This window comes from Porticoccus sp. (assembly GCF_965660005.1).
GTDB lineage: Bacteria > Pseudomonadota > Gammaproteobacteria > Pseudomonadales > Porticoccaceae > Porticoccus.
Genome location: NZ_CBFHYF010000017.1, coordinates 14002 through 32363, shown reverse-complemented (window position 1 = coordinate 32363; position 18362 = coordinate 14002). Strand labels below are relative to the sequence as shown.

Genomic DNA, 18362 nt, shown 5'->3' with positions numbered 1-18362 from the left:
CAGTTGATCTCCGGATGACTCCCCGGCAACCAGACCGATTTTTAGTGGAGAAGGCATGGGCTAGCGCAGAATGCCGCGGGAAGAGGCACGAACGGAGTCAACCAGTAATTTTACCGCTGGCTGTTCCCGGGCCAGTGCATCCAATAGAGTAGTGGCCTCCTGCAAGCTATGTCCCTGTCGGTAAAGAATTTTAAAACCCTGCTTGATAGCGGCAATGCCATCTCTGTCAAAACCACGCCGTTTGAGCCCTTCAGCATTGATGGTTTTCGCTTCGGCTGGAGAACCGGCGGCCATGACATAAGCGGGTAAATCCTGGGTTAAATAGGCCGCGGCACCGGTAAAACTATGAGCGCCAATGGAGACAAACTGATGGATCAGGGCATAACCGGAAATAATGGCCCAATCACCCACATGGACATGCCCGGCCAGTGAAGCGTTATTGACCAGAATACAGTGATCACCAACAACACAATCATGACCGATATGAACATAGGCCATTAACAGATTATTGCTTCCAACAGAAGTTATGCCCTGGTCCTGAATTGTACCCCGGTGAATCGTTACCCCCTCGCGAATGGTGTTGTTATCACCAATTTCCAGACGGGTTGGCTCACCCTTGTACTTCAGATCAGGAGTATCTTCTCCAATCGTGGAGAATTGAAAAATTCGATTATTTTCTCCGATTGTAGTGAGCCCCCTGACCACCACGTGGGAGTGGATCACCGTGCCGGCCCCAATAATGGTATCGGGACCAATCAGGGTCCAGGGTCCGACTTGGACTTCATCCCCCAACACCGCGGAGGGGTCAATAATGGCACGAGGATCAATGAGTGACATGGATTAATAGGTTTTCAGAGCACATAAAATCGTCGCTTCGCAGGCCAGTTCACCATCGACGGTTGCGCGGCATTTAAAGCGCCAGATAGTCCGCTTGACGGAATCAACTTCAGCCTCAAGTATCAACCGGTCTCCCGGAATCACTTGCCGTTTGAAGCGAACACCGTCAACACCGGCAAATAAATACAACGCGTTGTCATCTGCGTATTTATCTTCCGTCACAAATCCCAACACCCCGGCTGCCTGAGCCATGGCTTCAATAATCATTACACCTGGAAAAATCGGCACATTCGGGAAATGTCCGTTAAAGACATCTTCATTGGCAGTGATATTTTTGTAGGCAAGGATCCGCTTCCCCGGATCAAGCTCCACCACCCTGTCAACCAGAAGAAAGGGATAACGGTGCGGCAACCGCTTTTTTATTTCAGTAATATCCATCAGTTTGTCTCAATATACAGCGGGACGAAAATAAAAACGGCGGCTATGATTTTTTTTCCAGTTGCCTAATCCGCTGGGCCAGATCATCCAGTTGGTTAAACCGAACGGCATTCTTTTTCCATTCGCGAGTTTTGCTGAACATTGTGCCGGAAGAATATGAACCTGGCTCGACGAGCGATTTTGTCAGTATGGTTCCACCGGTTAAATGGGATCCATCACAGAGTGTGATGTGGCCGACACAACCGGCTCTGCCGGCAAAAGTACAGTTTTTTCCGATAATTGTACTGCCTGATATACCGGTGAAGGCCGCCATGGCAGTGTTCTCACCCACTTGAACGTTATGAGCTATCTGAACGTGGTTGTCCACAATAACACCATCTTCAATGACAGTGTTGTCGAGTGCACCACGGTCAATCGTAGTACAGGCACCTATTTCGACATTGTTGCCCACTACCACGCCACCCAGCTGATGTACCTTGATCCAGCGCCCTTGATGCTGGGCAAAACCGAAGCCATCAGCGCCAATCACGGCACCACTGTGGACTGTAACAAAGTCACCCAGGACAACACTGTGGTAAATGCTCACATTGCCAGCGATCCGGCAGTTGTCACCAATCACGGCATGGTTATCGACAATAGTGCCGGCACCAATCCTTGTATTGGCACCTATCTTTACGCTTTCACCAATCACCGCCAGTGGGCCAATCGATGCGGTCGGATCAATGTTCGCACTGTTCGCGACAACGGCGCGAGGGTGGACACCTGCGGCCGCAACGGGTGCACGGTCAAATAAAGCGGTCGCCAGGGCATAGCCAAGATAGGGGTTAGGCACAACCAGTGCTTTTCCAGGGTGTGAAGCCGCCGTTTCCGAATTCAGAATGACAGCACCGGCCTGTGTTTTGTTCAGATCCTGGCGATAAGCACTGTTGGCAAGGAACGCCAATTCATTCGGACCCGCCAAGCGTAGCGTATTGATACCGGAGATGCGGAAGTCACTGTCACCGCGAACGTCCGCACCAATATGCTCGGCGATATCCTTAAGAGAATAACTGACTGTCATCCTCAGGAGCCCTCTCTATGATTCACATCAGACTTTTTTATTGTGTTTTTTTATTCAGCCGATCCGTTAACTTGTCCGTGATGTCCAGAGAGGGTGCTGCAGTGACCACTGCTTCAGCATTAATCAGTAGCACTATTCCTTCCTGATCGACAAGTTCCTGGAGCGCTTCGGCCGCTTTTGGCCGCAATTCCTGAACAATGCTATTTTGCAGATCTTTTTGATCCGCCTGAATTTTTCGAGTTATCAGCTCCAGATCTGCACGGTGGTACTCCATTTTTTTCTGAGCTTCTTCTCCCTGTTCCTTTGACCAGGTCATGCCTTTGCTATCCACTTCCTCTTTCAGCGCTTTCATATCGGCAACTGTACTTTCGTACTTGGCTTCCAGACCAGCATAATCCGACTCACCCTGCTTCTTTTTGAGACGGGCTTTAGCCACATCAGTACCAAAAATTGCCCTGCCAACATCCACAATAGCTATATTCCCCTCCGCGGCATTTCCCTCGGCAGCAAATACAGAGGCGCTAAACAGGGCGACTGTGATAATGAATAAATTTTTTACTATACGCACATCAATTCTCCATTCGTTTTAATTAAATGATCAAAATGTCTGTCCAAGCTGAAACTGGAAGACTTCGCGTTCATCTTCTTCTCCAGCGTTTAACGGGAAGGCAATACTGGCCGTGATTGGGCCGAAACCGCTAATCCAGGTGCCGCCGATACCCACCGAGTAGCGAAGTTCACCGATGTCCGGTTCCTGACAGAAATCTTCATCTATGGTGCCGCAGTCCGTATCAAAGACGTTACCCATATCGAGAAAAGCTGCCGCCTGGAGAGAGCGCTGATCCTTGATAAAGGGAACGGGAAACATGACCTCTACACTACCGGCAACCAGCACATTACCACCAAAGGGGTCATCATCTGTCTCACAGGTATTGATGTCACTGGCATCTGCGCAATTAAAAGGGTTTATCGAGATATCTCTTGGGCCCAGCGTATTGTTCTTGTAACCACGGACCGAACCATTACCACCGCCGTAGTAATGTTTGAAAAAGGGAAATACCGAGGTGCCACCATAGCTTTCACCGTAACCCAGATCTGCTCGCAGCCGCATGGTGAGAGAAGAAGTCAACGGACGATAATGCTGGCCTGCGTAGGATGCCTTGTAATATTCGAGATCACTTCCGGGGATAGCGAGTTCTCCCGTCACCCTGTGAGAGGTACCCATGGTTGCCAGCCGACCACGGTTGAGGGTGGAATAACCCCATGAAAGGCTGGTCGTAAAGGTATTGAAGTTATCACCATTCCTGTCGATAAACTCCTGGACACCGCCGGAAGCAAACGCGCCTTCATCAATTTTCAGATTTTCAAAGCCAAGGCCAAAACCAACACTTGAGATTTCAGATATGGGATAACCAAACGTCAGGTTGCCACCAAAACTGTCTGTGGTGAAACTGGATAGATTCACCTCACCAAAATCGGTCTTGCGGTAAAAAACCCCAAACCCGGCAGAAATTCCATCACGGGTAAAATAAGGATCAGTGGCACTAAAAGAAAAGTTGGTGGAGTATTGACAGCGGTTGACACCTATTCCGACATTGTTGCCAGTACCGAGAAAGTTGCGCTCCTGAATGTTGCCGCCAATCACCAAACCGTAAGTTTGAGCAAAGCCCAGACTCGCACCGATACTACCCGATGGCTGCTCTTCAACCGTGTAAATGACATCAACCTGGTCATTCGTGCCCGGCACCTGCTGGGTATCGACATTCACTTCCTTAAAGAAGCCGGTACGATTCAATCGGGTTTTCGACTGTTCAATTTTTTGGGTCGAGGCAGAAGCACCCTCCATCTGCCGCATTTCACGACGCAACACTTCGTCTATGGTTTTGGTGTTGCCACGAAACTCAATTCGCCGCACATAGGCACGCTTACCCGGATTGATAAAGAACGTCACTGTAGCGGTTTTATCTTCATCGTTGATTTCGGGGGAGCCGTTGACCTCGGCAAAAGTGTATCCCTCGTTCCCCAAACGCTGGGTTATGAGTTCTGACGTATTGGTCATCAGTACTTGAGAAAATGTCTGTTCTTCCTTCAGTACAATGAGACGGCGTATTTCATCCTCGGACACAATCAAATCACCGGCCAGCCTGATTTCATTCACCGTATAAACATCACCCTCGTTGATGTTTACCGTGATAAACACCGACTTCCGGTCCGGGCTGATGGTGACCTGGGAGGACTGAATAGCAAACTTGAGGTAACCGCGATCCAGATACCAGGACTCAATTCGTTCGATATCACCAGCCAGCTTCTCTCTGGAATATTTGTCATCGCCGAAGATCCAGGAAAGCCAGTTCGTGGTTTTCAGCTCAAACAATCCCAGCAGCTCATCTCTCTGAAAGGCGTGATTACCGACAATATTGATTTTTTTGATCGAGGCGACCTGGCCTTCATCCACAATAATATTGATAGCAAGGCGATTGCTCGGCAGCTCCTGGAGCTCCGTGGTTACCTTTGCACCATACCTGCCCTGGGACACATACTGGCGCTCCAGCTCCTGTGACATACCCGCAAGAATGGACTGACGAAAAATCTGTCCCTCGGCCAGACCATTGTCCCGCAGCGCCTTGAGCAGTTCTTCTGTGGGTATCGCCTTATTGCCCTCGAGGGTTATTTCAGCCACAGCGGGGCGCTCCTTGACTGAAACGATCAGGATACCGCCATCTCGCGATATGCGAATATCATCAAAATAACCCGTGCGAAAAAGGGCTCTCGTAGCCCGGCGCACCGTATCGTCATCGATAAGATCGCCCACACTCAGCGGCATGGACGCAAACACAGTGCCGGAGGAAACCCGCTGCAAACCATCGATACGAATATCTTCGACCTGAAACACTTCCGCTCGAACTGAGACAGCCAGGAAAAAAAGGCACAATAATAAATAAAAGTGTTTCATTGGCGATTGGTTTTCTCTTGATTCTTGTTGGTTACAGCAGCTACAGCCGCATCAGATCATTGTAGAGGGCGAGTAACATCAACCCAATCACTAGGAACATTCCAATTCGGAAGCCAACTATCTGGATTTTTTCGGACACCGGTTTCCCTTTTATTGCTTCTATCACGTAATACATCAGGTGGCCCCCATCCAGAACCGGAATGGGGAGCAGATTCAAAACACCCAAACTAACGCTGAGAAAGGCCAAAAATCCGAGATAGGCCGTAAACCCGTATTGGGCAGAAGCGCCCGCCACTTTAGCAATCGTGATGGGCCCACTCAAGTGTTTTGAAGAAATCAGTCCAGTAAGCATCTTTTTTACCGAATCCAATATCAGCACCGACATATTCCATGTCTGCTCGACACCCCGGCCAAGGGCACCAAACAAGCTGTAATTTGTTTTTCGAATCATCTCCTCAGGCCAGTCGGGCATCTGAACAGCCATACCCACCTGGCCTATTGGGTTCCCATCCTCATCATCGACCTGCCTGGGCACCAGGCTAGTCGTAAAAACCTCATCGTCGCGTTGCACGCTTAACTCTATGGCAACAGACGGCCTGGCCCGTACATAATCGACCCAGCTGATCCAGTCATCCATGACAATACCATCGGCTTTTAAAATTCTATCACCGGCCACAAGACCCGCCTGATCGGCGGGATCACCGCCAATAACGTTGCCCGCGACCGGAAGAATCGGCGGTGTATAGAGTGTTAACCCAAGCCCACCGATAGGATCTGGCTGATCGGCTTCCATTAACCAGGTTTCCAGCTGGCCCTGATAGTCATAGGTCTGAGTCTCGTCACGCAATTTAACCGTGAAACTTATTGCGCCCGACTCGCCTATCCGGCCAACCAGTTGCTCATTCAGCGCCTGCCAGATGGGTGTGGGCTTGCCATCTACTGCAACAATTTCCTGACCCCGCTGCAACCCGGCACGCTCCGCCACTGAACCCGGAGCAACCGAATCAACAATCGGCGCCATCCCGGTCACCCCCAGACTATAAATCAACCAGTAAGCCAGAACAGCCAGAGCAAAATTGGCCATCGGACCAGCAATAACCACCGCCATACGCTGCCAAACCGTCTTTTGAGTAAAGGCATAGGGCAAGTCTTCAGTAGCCACATTGCCCTCACGCTCATCCACCATTTTCACATAACCGCCCAGAGGTAGCGCGGCAATGACGAACTCTGTGCCCAATCGATCGTGCCAACGGAAAAGTGGTGTGCCAAAGCCGACAGAAAAACGTAATACCTTGATACCGCAGCGGCGGGCTACCCAGAAATGGCCAAACTCGTGAAAGGTGACCAGGATCCCCAGCGCCACCAGCATGAAAAAAATTGTTTGGAGTAAATCCATTATGACTTCCTGAAATGAATGTTTTTGCTATCTCTGCTTGCTGGCATTTCTGTTTACTAAAAAGACGGTTTGCTTTATTGACGCATTGAGTGCACCAGCTTCAAGGCATCCTCACGGGCTTTCTTATCGATTTGTTGGACATGTTCAAGGGATTCCGGTTCAGCCACTTCATGCGATTCAAGTACATCGGCAACGACACGGGAAATATCAATGAACGATAGTTCTCCTTGCAAAAAGCCATCAACAGCCACTTCATTTGCAGCATTGAGAGCTACCGGCGCACTACCACCCTCTTTTGCCGCCTGTATCGCCAACCCCAGACAGGGGAAACGCCGTAAGTCCGGCACCCCGAAATCCAGCCTGGCGGTAGCAATGATATCCAGGCTGGCAACACCCGATTCAATACGCTCTGGCCAGGCCAGGGCATGTGTGATCGGGGTGCGCATATCGGGATTGCCCAATTGGGCGAGTACCGAGCCATCGACATATTCCACCATGGAGTGGATAACACTCTGCGGGTGAATGACGACATCAATATCCTGCGGAGAAAGACCAAACAACCAACAGGCCTCGATCAGCTCCAGGCCTTTATTCATCATGGTGGCTGAATCTACCGAGATCTTTCTTCCCATCTGCCAGTTGGGATGTGCACAGGCCTGATCCGGTGTAACAGCTGACAAGTCAGCCAGAGGAAGATTGCGGAATGGCCCACCGGAAGCCGTGAGCAGGATTTTCCTGACCCCTGATTTTTCGGATGCGTCATAACCCGGAGGCAAACACTGAAAAATGGCATTGTGTTCACTGTCGATCGGCAACAGCATGGCGCCGGACTTGCGTAGCGTATCCATAAACAACTGGCCGCCCATGACCAGCGACTCCTTATTGGCCAGGAGCACTTTTTTTCCGCTGCGTGCAGCGGCCAGCGTCGGCAGCAATCCAGCGGCACCCACGATAGCGGCCATCACTACATCAACCGCTTTATCTGACGAAACCTGACAGAGACCGTCCATCCCCCAGAGAACCTCGGTTTCCAACCCGAGCAACTGCTCTCGCAATTGCCCCGCTGCATGGGTATCAGCGACTACGGCAAAACGGGGGTTGAAACGCCGGCACTGTTCGGCCAGTTCAGAAATACGACTATTACCACTCAGCGCATAAACACGAAATCTATCGGGATGTCTTGCCACTACATCCAGAGTACTCGCACCGATAGAGCCTGTGGCGCCAAGGATTGTCAGTTGCTGCATGGCATCAGAACCAGGCATTACTGGATACGGTTATTAACACAAATACCGGCAAGGCCGCGGTCAGACTGTCGATCCGGTCAAGCAACCCGCCGTGACCGGGAAGTAGATTGCCGCTATCCTTAATACCCCGGTGACGTTTAACCATACTTTCCAGCAGGTCACCCAGCACAGACGAGAGCACCGTTGCCAACACCGTTAGGCCGAGCACTATCCAGTGGCGAAAATCCAGGCCAAAAGCGAGACCAAGTGCAATGACAATGGGCACATTTGCCAAAATGCCCCCAAATAGCCCTTCCCAGGTTTTTTTGGGGCTGACATGTGGAGACAGATAATGCCGACCATAACGCAGGCCAGCGAAGTAAGCGCCAATATCGGCGGCTGCCACAATCACCACCACCAGACAGACCAGCCATGGCCCATGATCGAGGTGAACAAGCATAACCGCAGCCACCCAGGTGGGTACCAGCACGAGCACCCCCATGATGGCCCTCATCCATCGGTTACCCCAAAGAATGGCACTCGATGGGTACCCCTGCACCCACAATAACGCGATAGCCCACCATGGAACGGTGTAGGAAAGGATTACTTGACCGGCATTCAAGTCCAGGGCAACAGGGAAACCAATCAGGACAGCTGACAAGCACAACACTATCAACACGACACACAGGTAAGACACCCGTTGCAATAGGCTGGCAAAACCACTCAGATTGGACCACTCCCAGGCACTGCAACCAACGAGACAGGCGATGACCAGAGAGAATGCGGTCGAACTCAACAGGAAAAGTGCCGCAAAAAAGACGACAGCGATGACAATGGCTGTAGTAATGCGCTGTCTAAGCATGCCGTTCAACCTCCGGCCCGGCTTCTCGCTTACCAAAACGACGTTGCCGACGATAATACTCATCAATGGCCCGATCAAATGCCAAACTGTCAAAATCCGGCCAGTAACAATCGGCAAAATAGAATTCAGTATAGGCCATGTGCCACAACATGAAATTACTGATTCGTTGTTCGCCGGCTGTGCGAATACAAAGATCCGGTGGGGGTAGATCCGTCAAAGACATGTGCTGGTGCATCAACTGCTCGGTAATGTCTTCCGACTTCAGCTTGCCCTGCTGCACCAGCTCTGCCAGTTTTCGGGCAGCCTCGGTTATCTCCCATCGACCACCGTAATCAACTGCCAGCACCAACGTCTGATTACCCGCTGAAGTCAATGCTTCACTTTCAGCGATCAGATTACGCAGCCTGGCGCTGAAGTTGTCACGGCGACCAATAAACCACAACTTGATACCCCGTTCAACCAGTTGTCGAACCTCCTTTTTAAGGTAGGAACTCAATAGAGCCAACAACGCCCTGACCTCAAGATCCGGGCGTTCCCAGTTCTCACTACTGAAGGCAAACAAGGTAATCACGTCAACGTCATGTTTCTGACAGGCATCGAGCACATCGCGAACCCGGTTGACACCCACTTCATGGCCGGTGCTTCCGGGTAAGCCCCGCAGAGCAGCCCAGCGATTATTGCCATCCATGATAATAGCCACATGCCGCAACGGATGAACCTTGGCAGGCTCCTTAATGGGTGATTTCATACTTGAACAGGACAGTCAATCAAGGATCAGATTTCCATCAAATCGACTTCTTTGGCAGCCAGCGCCTTCTCCACTAACTGAACATACTTGTCAGTAATTTTCTGGATACTCTCATTGGCGCGGCGCTCGTCGTCTTCACTGATCGCCTTTTCCTTGAACAACTCCTTGATATCAGACATCACATCACGACGGATATTACGAATCGATACACGAGTTAATTCAGCTTCAGATCTGGCCTGCTTGGTAAAGCCCTTACGGGTCTCTTCCGTCAATGCCGGCATGGGTATTCTGATTAATTCGCCGGTGGTTGACGGATTCAACCCCAGGTCAGACTTTATGATCGCCTTCTCCACTTCAGGTACCAACGCTTTTTCCCAGACAGAAACAGACAACGTCCGGGCATCCAGGACATTGACATTACCAACCTGGTTCAGTGGTGTCTCGACACCGTAATAAGACACGGTCAAACCATCCAGCAAACTGGGGTGTGCACGACCCGTACGAATTTTATTGAAGGTATGTCCCAGGGCATCGACACTTTTCGCCATACGCTCTTCAGCATCTTTCTTCAGATCATCAATCATCAACACTTTCCTCAATCAGGGTTCCCTCGTCGCCACCGACCACAATATTTAGCAAGGCGCCGGGTTTCGACATACGAAATACCCTCAATGGCATATGATGCTCGCGACACAGACATATTGCAGTGAGATCCATCACCGCAAGCTTTTGCTCAATAACCTGATCATATGTCAACCGAGTGTACATGGTAGCCTCAGCGTCCTTCATAGGATCGGCAGAGTATACACCGTCCACTTTGGTTGCCTTCAACACAAGGCCGGCATCAATCTCTATACCTCTGAGGCACGCCGCAGAATCCGTTGTAAAGAACGGATTGCCGGTACCGGCGGCAAAAATCACCACGTCACCACTGGTCAGATAGCGCATAGCCGTACGGCGATCGTAGTGCTCCACTACCCCACTCATCGGGATAGCTGACATCACCCGGGCGGAAATATTATTTCGATCAAGGGCGTCGCGCATGGCCAGACCGTTCATCATGGTCGCCAACATACCCATATGATCACCGGTAACCCGCTCCATCCCTGCCGAGTGCAATGCTGCACCGCGAAACAGATTACCGCCACCGATCACCAGGCCCACCTGAACACCGATCCCGATTAACTGACCGATTTCAAGCGCCATACGATCCAGTACTTTCGGGTCGATACCAAAACCCTCTTCACCCATTAATTCCTCGCCGCTGAGTTTAAGAAGTATCCGTTTGTACTTTTTGTCTCTCGAGCCGGGCATGGGACATATTCTCCGTGGGTGAATTTACAGGGGCCTATATAATAACGGGGGCCGAAGCCCCCGTCGTCACCTTCATTATTTGGCAGAGCCAACCTGGGCTGCCACTTCTGCAGCAAAATCGACCTCTTCTCGCTCGATCCCTTCGCCCACTTCGAAACGGGTAAAGGAAAGAATCTCGGCACCGGCGTCTTTCAAAAGTTTGCCCACCTTCACATCCGGGTCTTTGACAAAGGGTTGGGCAACCAGACTGGATTCAGCCAAGAATTTGTTGATGCGGCCCTCGATCATCTTCTCGATAATTTCTTCTGGCTTGCCACTCTCCCTGGCCTGTACGGAAAAAATTTCACGCTCTTTGGCCAACAGTTCCTCAGGCATATCCTCGGGGTTTACCACCTGAGGATTGACCGCCGCCACATGCATGGCAATGTCCTTGGCCAGGTCAACATCGCCACCAGCGAGAGACACCAGCACACCAATACGGTTGTTATTGTGTACATAACTGCCAACCACAGGCGCATCCTGCAGTACCACTCTGCGAACCGAGATATTTTCACCAATTTTCTGAACCAGTGACTGACGGGCTTCTTCGACATCCCCAGCCAGTACAGCAACATCAGTTTGCATGCCCGCAAAGGCTTTCTCGACCACCGAGTTAACAAAAGAGAGGAAATTGTCATCGCGAGCGACAAAATCCGTTTCACTGTTGACTTCCACCAGCACACCGTAACTGTTGTCATCGGCCACTTTAATTGCAACAACCCCTTCAGCAGCCGTGCGACCGGCTTTTTTTGCAGCCTTTAACCCGCTGGATTTGCGCAGATCATCAATCGCTTTTTCGATATCCCCGTTTGCTTCCACCAGCGCTTTTTTACATTCCATCATGCCCAACCCGGTGCGCTCGCGCAGCTCTTTCACCAGGGATGCAGAAATTGCTGACATCGGTTCATTCCTCTCAATCGTGTTAATTAAATTGACAAAGAGGGGGCGCGCCCCCTCTTTGTACAGCAGTGCCGGTATGCAAAGAAGGCAACTATTTACTCAGCAGCGGCTTCCCTGGCAGCCTCGCCTTCCACCACTTCAACAAACTCATCTTTGCTGGTAGCAGTGCCGGACTGGGCTTTGCCCTCGAGAATGGCATCGGCAACAGCCGTGGCATAGAGCTTGATGGCACGAATGGCGTCATCATTACCGGGGATCACATAATCCACACCATCCGGATCACTGTTGGTGTCGACGACCCCAATCACGGGGATACCCAGTTTGTTCGCTTCCTGGATAGCAATACGCTCATGATCCACATCGATCACAAACAACATATCTGGCAGACCACCCATATCCTTGATACCACCGATAGAGCGCTCGAGCTTTTCCATAAGGCGCGTTCTCATCAGGGCTTCTTTTTTCGTCAGCTTGTCGAACGTGCCATCCTGACTCTGGGTTTCCAGTTCACGGAAGCGTCGAATAGAGGCGCGAATGGTTTTGTAATTGGTCAACATACCGCCGAGCCAGCGATGGCTCACATAGGGCATACCCGCGCGGTCAGCCTGTTCAATAATGGCTTTTTGAGCAGCGCGCTTGGTACCGACCATCAACACCTTGTTGCCGTTGGCAGCGACTTGGCGAACGATCTCCAGCGCATCATTAAAGGCAGGAACTGTGTACTCAAGATTGAGAATATGGATTTTGTTGCGGGCACCGAAAATGAACTTATCCATTTTGGGATTCCAGAAGCGGGTCTGGTGACCAAAATGGACACCGGCCTGCAACATGTCACGCATGGTTACAGTAGTCATAGTTTTATCTTCCTGGTAAGGGTTAAACCTCCACATATCCCACCGGTCAACCCGCTTTGCAGGCACCCAGACCGATGTGTCGATACGTGTGTGTCGTTAAGATTGCGTTACGCCAGAAACCATTGGCTTCGAAGCGGTGCGCTTTATACCATAAACCAGTGCTTTATTGAAGACGAAACCTGTATTTACGGGGAATCTGCCACTGGTTGTGACAATCCGATACAATGCGCTGCCTTGATCCCTGCAACGGAACAGATACCTATGGCAGTCACACTGAAAACCGCCGATGAACTGGAAAAAATGCGCGTGGCCGGCAGACTGGCAGCTGAAGTGCTGGAAATGATTGAGCCCTACGTAGTTGCCGGGGTCACCACCGGTGAACTGGACAGCATTTGCCACGATTATATGGTCAATGTACAACATACCATTCCAGCCCCGCTCAACTACCGTGGTTTTCCAAAATCCATTTGCACATCGGTTAACCAGGTAGTCTGCCATGGTATTCCATCGGAAAAAAAGGTTTTGAAAAACGGTGACATACTGAATATAGATATTACGGTCATCAAGGATGGCTACTTTGGCGATACCAGTAAAATGTTTTGCATCGGTGAAGTACCGGAACATGCATTGCGTCTGATAAAAGTGACACAGGAATGCCTGTACAAAGCGATCAATATTGTTCGTCCCGGCATTCGATTGGGCGATATCGGGCATATCATTCAACAACATGCAGAGGCCAACTACTATAGTGTGGTCCGCGATTACTGCGGGCATGGTATCGGTACAGAGTTTCACCAGGATCCCCAGGTACTTCACTTTGGCAAACCGGATACCGGTATGGCACTCAAACAAGGGATGACATTTACCATTGAGCCAATGCTGAACGCAGGCAAACAGCACACCAAACTGAAAAAAGATGGCTGGACAGTGGAAACCCGGGATGGTCGTTTATCCGCCCAATGGGAGCATACACTGGCGGTCACCGCTGATGGCGTTGAGGTACTCACAGCCCGCACTGATGAAGCATGGCAATGAACAGACAGGCGAAACCATTGCTTTTTTTCGACGAGCGTCGCTTCAGGGAAGACCTCACGAACCGCAATCCCATCCATGTCTTCAAGAATGCGATCGCCGCTGCCAATTCACATTTCAATGCCCGTTTCCATGAAGGCGAACAGACCGCCAATCTGATTGCCGAGCGCGCCAGCTTCATGGATCTCATTTTGCGGCATGCCTGGGCGCAGTTCGACTGGGGCAAAAATATCTGTTTGATCGCAGTGGGCGGTTATGGCCGTGGCGAACTGCACCCGCAATCAGATATTGACCTGATGCTACTGATCAGACGCGGTAACCCGAGACGTCACCAGCCCAGCATAGAGGGGTTCCTCACCTTTCTCTGGGACATTCAGCTGAAAATCGGTCACAGCGTGCGCTCTCTGTCGGAATGTGTTGCCGAGGCGAAGTTTGATATCACCATTGCCACCAACCTGATGGAAACACGCACCATTGCCGGCGATGAAAAACTCCGTCTCGTCATGGTCAAGAAAACCGGCCCAAAGCGTATCTGGCCGGACAAGCAGTTCTTCCGCGCCAAATGGGATGAACAGATCGAACGGCACAACAAACACGGCAATACTGAATACAACCTGGAACCCAACATCAAAGAGGCACCCGGCGGCCTGCGCGACATTCAGATGATCAACTGGGTCGCCAAGCGCCACTTTAATGTCGAATCACTGGAAGAGCTGGTTGGCAGGGATTTCCTCACGCCGGAAGAGTATCTCCAGCTGAAACGCGGTGAAGCTTTTTTGTGGAAAGTCCGCTACGGCTTGCACCTTATCGCAGAGCGTCCCGAAGAAAGACTGCAGTTTGACTATCAGCGCAAACTGGCCGCGATGTTCGGGTATCACGACAGTGAAGAACGCCTCGGTGTTGAAAAGTTCATGCAACATTATTACCAGGTCGTTCTCTCGATGCGCGAGCTGAACGATGTCATGCTGCAGTATCTCGATGAAGTGATTTTGCGCAAGGACAAGGCAAAAGATGTCTATGCTCTCAACGAACGGTTTCAGGTTCGCAACAACCATATCGAGACGGTGGGAGAGTATATTTTTGCCAAATACCCTTCCGCCCTGTTGGAAATTTTCTGTCTGCTGGGTGAAAACGACAATATCCAGGGCATCCGTGCCGCCACAATCCGCCAGATCCGTCAGCACCGAAAACTGATCGGTGACGATTTTCGCAATGAACCGCAAAACAAGGCCCTGTTTCTCCGCTTACTTCGCTGCCCCTACAGAATGAGCACACAACTACAGCGCATGACTCGCTATGGTATTCTGGGACGCTATCTGCCGGAATTTGGACAAATCATAGGGCAAACCCAGCACGACCTGTTTCATCGTTACCCGGTAGATGCCCACACCCTTCAGCTGATCAAAAATATGCGATTGTTTGATCGGCCAGAGGTGGCAGAAGAATTTCCCGTCGCTGCACATATTTATAAAAACCTGCCGAAACCGGAGCTGGCCTTTATTGCGGGGCTATACCACGACATTGCCAAGGGGCGGGGGGGGGATCATTCGGCGCTGGGTGCCCAGGATGCGGCAGATTTTTGCCGCAGACACGGTTTACCCACTGAAGAAATAAAGTTGATTGCCTGGCTGGTGGAGCACCATCTGCTGATGTCAAATGCCTCCCAGCGCACGGATATTTCCGACCCGGATATTATTTATAAGTTTGCCAAACTGGTCGGCAATCAGCTGCAACTGGACTATTTGTTTGTTTTGACCGTTGCCGACATAACTGCCACCAATCCTACCCTTTGGACCGCCTGGAAAGCGGCCTTGATGCATCAACTTTACTCCGAGACCAAGCGGGCGTTGCAGCGCGGCCTGGAAAACCCTGTTGATCGGAATGTGTGGGTGGACAGCAATCGGCTGTCCGCTATCAACCAGCTGGCCGAACTGGGGATTGACGAGGAAAGTGCCCGCGCAATCTGGGGAAATGTCGATGACGAATTCTTCCTGAGGGAACGAGCCGATGATATCGCCACCTATACTGCCGCCATTGCTGCCCAGGGTGACAGTTCGGACCCGGTGATTCTGATACAAGATGCGGGGGTAGAAGTCCCGATTGCCACGCAGATTTTCATTCATACCAAAGGTATCAACAATGTATTTCCCACCACGGCGGCCACGCTCGACCATCTCCAGCTCAACATCCAGGATGCCCGTCTGCATCGCGATACCGAGGGTCATACCTTTGATACTTTTTATGTGCTGAACGAGCACAATGAGCCGTTCGGACAAAAAACCGAGATGCTGCTCAAAATTCAGCGCACCCTATCCGAGGCTCTTAAGAACCCCACTCCCGCCATGTTCAATGTACACAGGAGGACACCCAGGCACCTGAAACACTTTACGATGCGCACCATCGCCAGCATCAGCAACGATATCGGCAAAAGCGCAACCATTCTGGAGGTAATCACACCCGACCGCCCCGGACTCCTCGCGCATTTGGGCCGGATATTCATGCAGTTTCGCTTGCGACTGCTGAGCGCCAAAATTGCCACCCTCGGCGAACGGGTTGAGGATGTGTTTTCACTGGTTGACATGGACTATCAGCCGCTCAGTGACGCGGCATTCTGCGAACAGTTACGGGATACCATTTGCCGGGAGCTGGATGCACGGAACAAGGAAGACATTGAAGGCGCACCACTACAAAAGATGAAGCTGTGGCAATAACCCGTCGTATGTGCGTACTGCCTCAACACCATACCTAATTACCCTGGATTAACTGCCCGCAATAAACGATGATCATATGAATATTGACCTGAACAAGTTGCACCCCTATCCCTTTGAGAAACTCAATGCCCTCAAATCAGGGATTTCCCCACCGCCGTCACTTGCTCATATTGCGCTGTCAATCGGCGAGCCAAAGCATCCACCACCAGAATTTGTCAAAAAAACTCTGGAAAATGCTCTGGATAAACTCTCGATTTACCCGCTGACCAAAGGTATTCCAGAGCTGCGCGAGACAGTGGCAAAATGGCTGTGCCAACGCTTTAAATTGCAGGCCTTGTGCTCTGAAAACCAGGTACTCCCTGTCAACGGCACCAGAGAAGCGCTATTTTCCTTTGCTCAGGTAATAATAAACCGCGCTACCGATCCAGTGGTCGTGAGCCCCAACCCGTTCTACCAGATCTACGAAGGTGCCGCACTGCTCGCTGGTGCCAGACTGCATTTTCTCAATTGTACGGAAGAAAACAATTTTTGCCCGGAGTGGACATCTGTTTCACCGGAAATCTGGCGACAGTGCCAGCTTGTCTATGTCTGCTCACCGGGAAACCCCTCCGGGGCAGTGCTGGACATCGATAAATTACAAACGCTAATCCAGCTCGCAGATCAATACGATTTTATCATCGCCAGCGATGAGTGTTATTCGGAGATTTATCCGGATGAGAATCACCCGCCCATTGGCTTGCTGGAGGCCTGCGCAAAAATGGGTCGCCACAATTACGATCGCTGCGTGGTGTTTCACAGCCTGTCAAAGCGCTCCAACCTGCCGGGCCTGAGATCCGGTTTTGTAGCCGGTGACAGCCGTATCCTGGCGAGCTTTTTGCGCTACCGGACTTATCACGGCTGCGCCATGCCCGTCCCTTCACAACTTGCCAGCATCGCCGCATGGGACGATGAACAGCATGTGCTGGACAACCGCCATCAATACCGGCAAAAATTTGCCCTGTTCAGAGATATCCTGGGTTCTGTAATGCCCTTGAGCATGCCGGACGCCGGCTTTTATCTCTGGGCGGATACCCGTGTCGCCAATATGGGCAATGACGAGGATTTTGCCCGGGAGCTATTCAGACAACAGCATATCACCGTCCTGCCCGGCCGCTATCTGGCACGTTCGTCAGAGGGTATTAATCCCGGGGAAAACAGGGTGCGCATGGCATTGGTGGCACCGTTGGAGGAATGCAGGGAGGCGGCCACACGCATACGCAGGTTTATCGAAACCGCTCAGCAGCGGAGTTGAGGCCATGCACAAAAAAGCACGGGTAGCATTCATCCGCCAAAGGTTGAGTGAACTGTACCCAAACCCGCCCATTCCTCTCGCCCACCACGATGCCTTTACCCTGCTGATAGCCGTGCTGCTATCCGCCCAATGCACGGATGAGCGCGTCAATCAGGTGACACCCGGACTGTTTGCATTAGCCGATAACCCCCGGGATATGAGTCAGGTTTCTCAACAACAGGTGTATGAAATTATCCGCCCCTGTGGTCTGGCGCCTCAAAAATCGAAAGCCATTGTGAAACTCTCGCAAATACTGGTGGAGCAGTACAACGGGGATGTCCCCGAAGACATTGCCGCACTGGAAATGTTGCCCGGAGTCGGACACAAAACGGCCAGTGTGGTCATGTCCCAGGCATTCGGTCATCCCGCATTTCCGGTTGACACCCACATTCATCGTCTCGCCCAGCGCTGGGGTCTGAGTAATGGCCGCAGTGTGGTGCAGACAGAAAAGGATCTGAAACGGTTATTTCCCAGGGAAAGCTGGAATGCCTTGCATCTTCAGATTATCTACTACGGTCGCGAATACTGTCCCGCCCGCAACTGCAATGGATTGAGTTGCGATATCTGCAAAACCTGTTTTCCCAATCGAAAACGACCCATCAAAACCCGCAAGGCCTGATTAAACAGCGTGATGGAAGGTGCGAGGCCCCGAGCCAACAACC

At 51.3% G+C, this 18362-nt stretch carries 17 protein-coding genes; 4 read left to right on the top strand and 13 right to left on the bottom strand.

Annotated elements, in window-relative coordinates:
- Positions 1-60: 60 nt before the first annotated feature.
- The 13 genes from lpxA to rpsB form a co-directional block, all read right to left on the bottom strand.
- On the bottom strand, positions 61-837 hold the full coding sequence (lpxA, locus tag ACTF5G_RS05690; RefSeq protein ID WP_438951853.1) for an acyl-ACP--UDP-N-acetylglucosamine O-acyltransferase: 777 nt from the start codon (positions 835-837) through the stop codon (positions 61-63).
- 3 nt (positions 838-840) lie between these two features.
- Positions 841-1278, bottom strand: coding sequence for a 3-hydroxyacyl-ACP dehydratase FabZ (gene fabZ / locus ACTF5G_RS05685; RefSeq protein ID WP_438951855.1), 438 nt, complete (start codon positions 1276-1278; stop codon positions 841-843).
- 40 nt (positions 1279-1318) lie between these two features.
- The gene (lpxD, locus tag ACTF5G_RS05680) at positions 1319-2335 is read right to left on the bottom strand and encodes a UDP-3-O-(3-hydroxymyristoyl)glucosamine N-acyltransferase (RefSeq protein WP_438951852.1); all 1017 of its coding nucleotides are present in this window, start codon (positions 2333-2335) and stop codon (positions 1319-1321) included.
- Between the two features lie 37 nt (positions 2336-2372).
- On the bottom strand, positions 2373-2903 hold the full coding sequence (locus ACTF5G_RS05675) for an OmpH family outer membrane protein (protein ID WP_438951851.1): 531 nt from the start codon (positions 2901-2903) through the stop codon (positions 2373-2375).
- 30 nt (positions 2904-2933) lie between these two features.
- Positions 2934-5288, bottom strand: a complete 2355-nt coding sequence (bamA, locus tag ACTF5G_RS05670; protein ID WP_438951850.1) for an outer membrane protein assembly factor BamA — start codon at positions 5286-5288, stop codon at positions 2934-2936.
- Between the two features lie 40 nt (positions 5289-5328).
- On the bottom strand, positions 5329-6684 hold the full coding sequence (gene rseP, locus ACTF5G_RS05665; RefSeq protein ID WP_438951849.1) for an RIP metalloprotease RseP: 1356 nt from the start codon (positions 6682-6684) through the stop codon (positions 5329-5331).
- Positions 6685-6758: 74 nt separating this feature from the next.
- Positions 6759-7931: a 1-deoxy-D-xylulose-5-phosphate reductoisomerase gene (gene ispC, locus ACTF5G_RS05660; protein WP_438951848.1), complete on the bottom strand. Its 1173-nt coding sequence runs from the start codon at positions 7929-7931 to the stop codon at positions 6759-6761.
- 4 nt (positions 7932-7935) lie between these two features.
- Positions 7936-8772, bottom strand: a complete 837-nt coding sequence (locus tag ACTF5G_RS05655; RefSeq protein ID WP_438951847.1) for a phosphatidate cytidylyltransferase — start codon at positions 8770-8772, stop codon at positions 7936-7938.
- A complete protein-coding gene (gene uppS, locus ACTF5G_RS05650) occupies positions 8765-9520 on the bottom strand; it encodes a polyprenyl diphosphate synthase (RefSeq protein ID WP_438951846.1) in 756 nt (251 codons plus the stop codon). Before uppS ends, ACTF5G_RS05655 begins: the two co-directional genes overlap by 8 nt.
- A gap of 26 nt (positions 9521-9546) precedes the next feature.
- Positions 9547-10104, bottom strand: coding sequence for a ribosome recycling factor (gene frr, locus ACTF5G_RS05645; protein WP_438951845.1), 558 nt, complete (start codon positions 10102-10104; stop codon positions 9547-9549).
- Positions 10097-10834, bottom strand: a complete 738-nt coding sequence (pyrH, locus tag ACTF5G_RS05640) for a UMP kinase (protein WP_438951844.1) — start codon at positions 10832-10834, stop codon at positions 10097-10099. Before pyrH ends, frr begins: the two co-directional genes overlap by 8 nt.
- 75 nt (positions 10835-10909) lie before the next feature.
- On the bottom strand, positions 10910-11773 hold the full coding sequence (gene tsf / locus ACTF5G_RS05635) for a translation elongation factor Ts (protein WP_438951843.1): 864 nt from the start codon (positions 11771-11773) through the stop codon (positions 10910-10912).
- A 95-nt stretch (positions 11774-11868) separates the two neighbouring features.
- Positions 11869-12627, bottom strand: coding sequence for a 30S ribosomal protein S2 (gene rpsB / locus ACTF5G_RS05630; protein ID WP_438951842.1), 759 nt, complete (start codon positions 12625-12627; stop codon positions 11869-11871).
- 261 nt (positions 12628-12888) lie between these two features.
- Here rpsB and map point away from each other — a divergent pair, with 261 nt between their 5' ends.
- The 4 genes from map to nth all read left to right on the top strand — a co-directional run bounded on the left by map (position 12889) and on the right by nth (position 18319).
- Complete coding sequence (map, locus tag ACTF5G_RS05625) at positions 12889-13662, top strand: type I methionyl aminopeptidase (RefSeq protein WP_438951841.1); 774 nt, start codon at positions 12889-12891, stop codon at positions 13660-13662.
- The gene (gene glnD / locus ACTF5G_RS05620) at positions 13653-16370 is read left to right on the top strand and encodes a [protein-PII] uridylyltransferase (protein WP_438951840.1); all 2718 of its coding nucleotides are present in this window, start codon (positions 13653-13655) and stop codon (positions 16368-16370) included. The genes map and glnD overlap by 10 nt, the downstream gene beginning before the upstream one ends.
- A 76-nt stretch (positions 16371-16446) precedes the next feature.
- On the top strand, positions 16447-17661 hold the full coding sequence (gene dapC / locus ACTF5G_RS05615) for a succinyldiaminopimelate transaminase (RefSeq protein WP_438951839.1): 1215 nt from the start codon (positions 16447-16449) through the stop codon (positions 17659-17661).
- A 4-nt stretch (positions 17662-17665) separates the two neighbouring features.
- Entirely contained in the window at positions 17666-18319 is a 654-nt protein-coding gene (gene nth, locus ACTF5G_RS05610) for an endonuclease III (protein ID WP_438951838.1), read from the top strand.
- The last annotated feature ends 43 nt before the right edge of the window (positions 18320-18362 follow it).

Excerpts from the sequence above, each read along its gene's own strand:
- lpxA (WP_438951853.1), bottom strand. The coding sequence starts at position 837 with ATGTCACTCATTGATCCTCGTGCCATTATTGACCCCTCCGCGGTGTTG.
- lpxD (WP_438951852.1), bottom strand. The coding sequence starts at position 2,335 with ATGACAGTCAGTTATTCTCTTAAGGATATCGCCGAGCATATTGGTGCG.
- bamA (WP_438951850.1), bottom strand. The coding sequence starts at position 5,288 with ATGAAACACTTTTATTTATTATTGTGCCTTTTTTTCCTGGCTGTCTCA.
- rseP (WP_438951849.1), bottom strand. The coding sequence starts at position 6,684 with ATGGATTTACTCCAAACAATTTTTTTCATGCTGGTGGCGCTGGGGATC.
- ispC (WP_438951848.1), bottom strand. The coding sequence starts at position 7,931 with ATGCAGCAACTGACAATCCTTGGCGCCACAGGCTCTATCGGTGCGAGT.
- ACTF5G_RS05655 (WP_438951847.1), bottom strand. The coding sequence starts at position 8,772 with ATGCTTAGACAGCGCATTACTACAGCCATTGTCATCGCTGTCGTCTTT.
- uppS (WP_438951846.1), bottom strand. The coding sequence starts at position 9,520 with ATGAAATCACCCATTAAGGAGCCTGCCAAGGTTCATCCGTTGCGGCAT.
- frr (WP_438951845.1), bottom strand. The coding sequence starts at position 10,104 with ATGATTGATGATCTGAAGAAAGATGCTGAAGAGCGTATGGCGAAAAGT.
- pyrH (WP_438951844.1), bottom strand. The coding sequence starts at position 10,834 with ATGCCCGGCTCGAGAGACAAAAAGTACAAACGGATACTTCTTAAACTC.
- tsf (WP_438951843.1), bottom strand. The coding sequence starts at position 11,773 with ATGTCAGCAATTTCTGCATCCCTGGTGAAAGAGCTGCGCGAGCGCACC.
- rpsB (WP_438951842.1), bottom strand. The coding sequence starts at position 12,627 with ATGACTACTGTAACCATGCGTGACATGTTGCAGGCCGGTGTCCATTTT.
- map (WP_438951841.1), top strand. The coding sequence starts at position 12,889 with ATGGCAGTCACACTGAAAACCGCCGATGAACTGGAAAAAATGCGCGTG.
- glnD (WP_438951840.1), top strand. The coding sequence starts at position 13,653 with ATGGCAATGAACAGACAGGCGAAACCATTGCTTTTTTTCGACGAGCGT.
- dapC (WP_438951839.1), top strand. The coding sequence starts at position 16,447 with ATGAATATTGACCTGAACAAGTTGCACCCCTATCCCTTTGAGAAACTC.
- nth (WP_438951838.1), top strand. The coding sequence starts at position 17,666 with ATGCACAAAAAAGCACGGGTAGCATTCATCCGCCAAAGGTTGAGTGAA.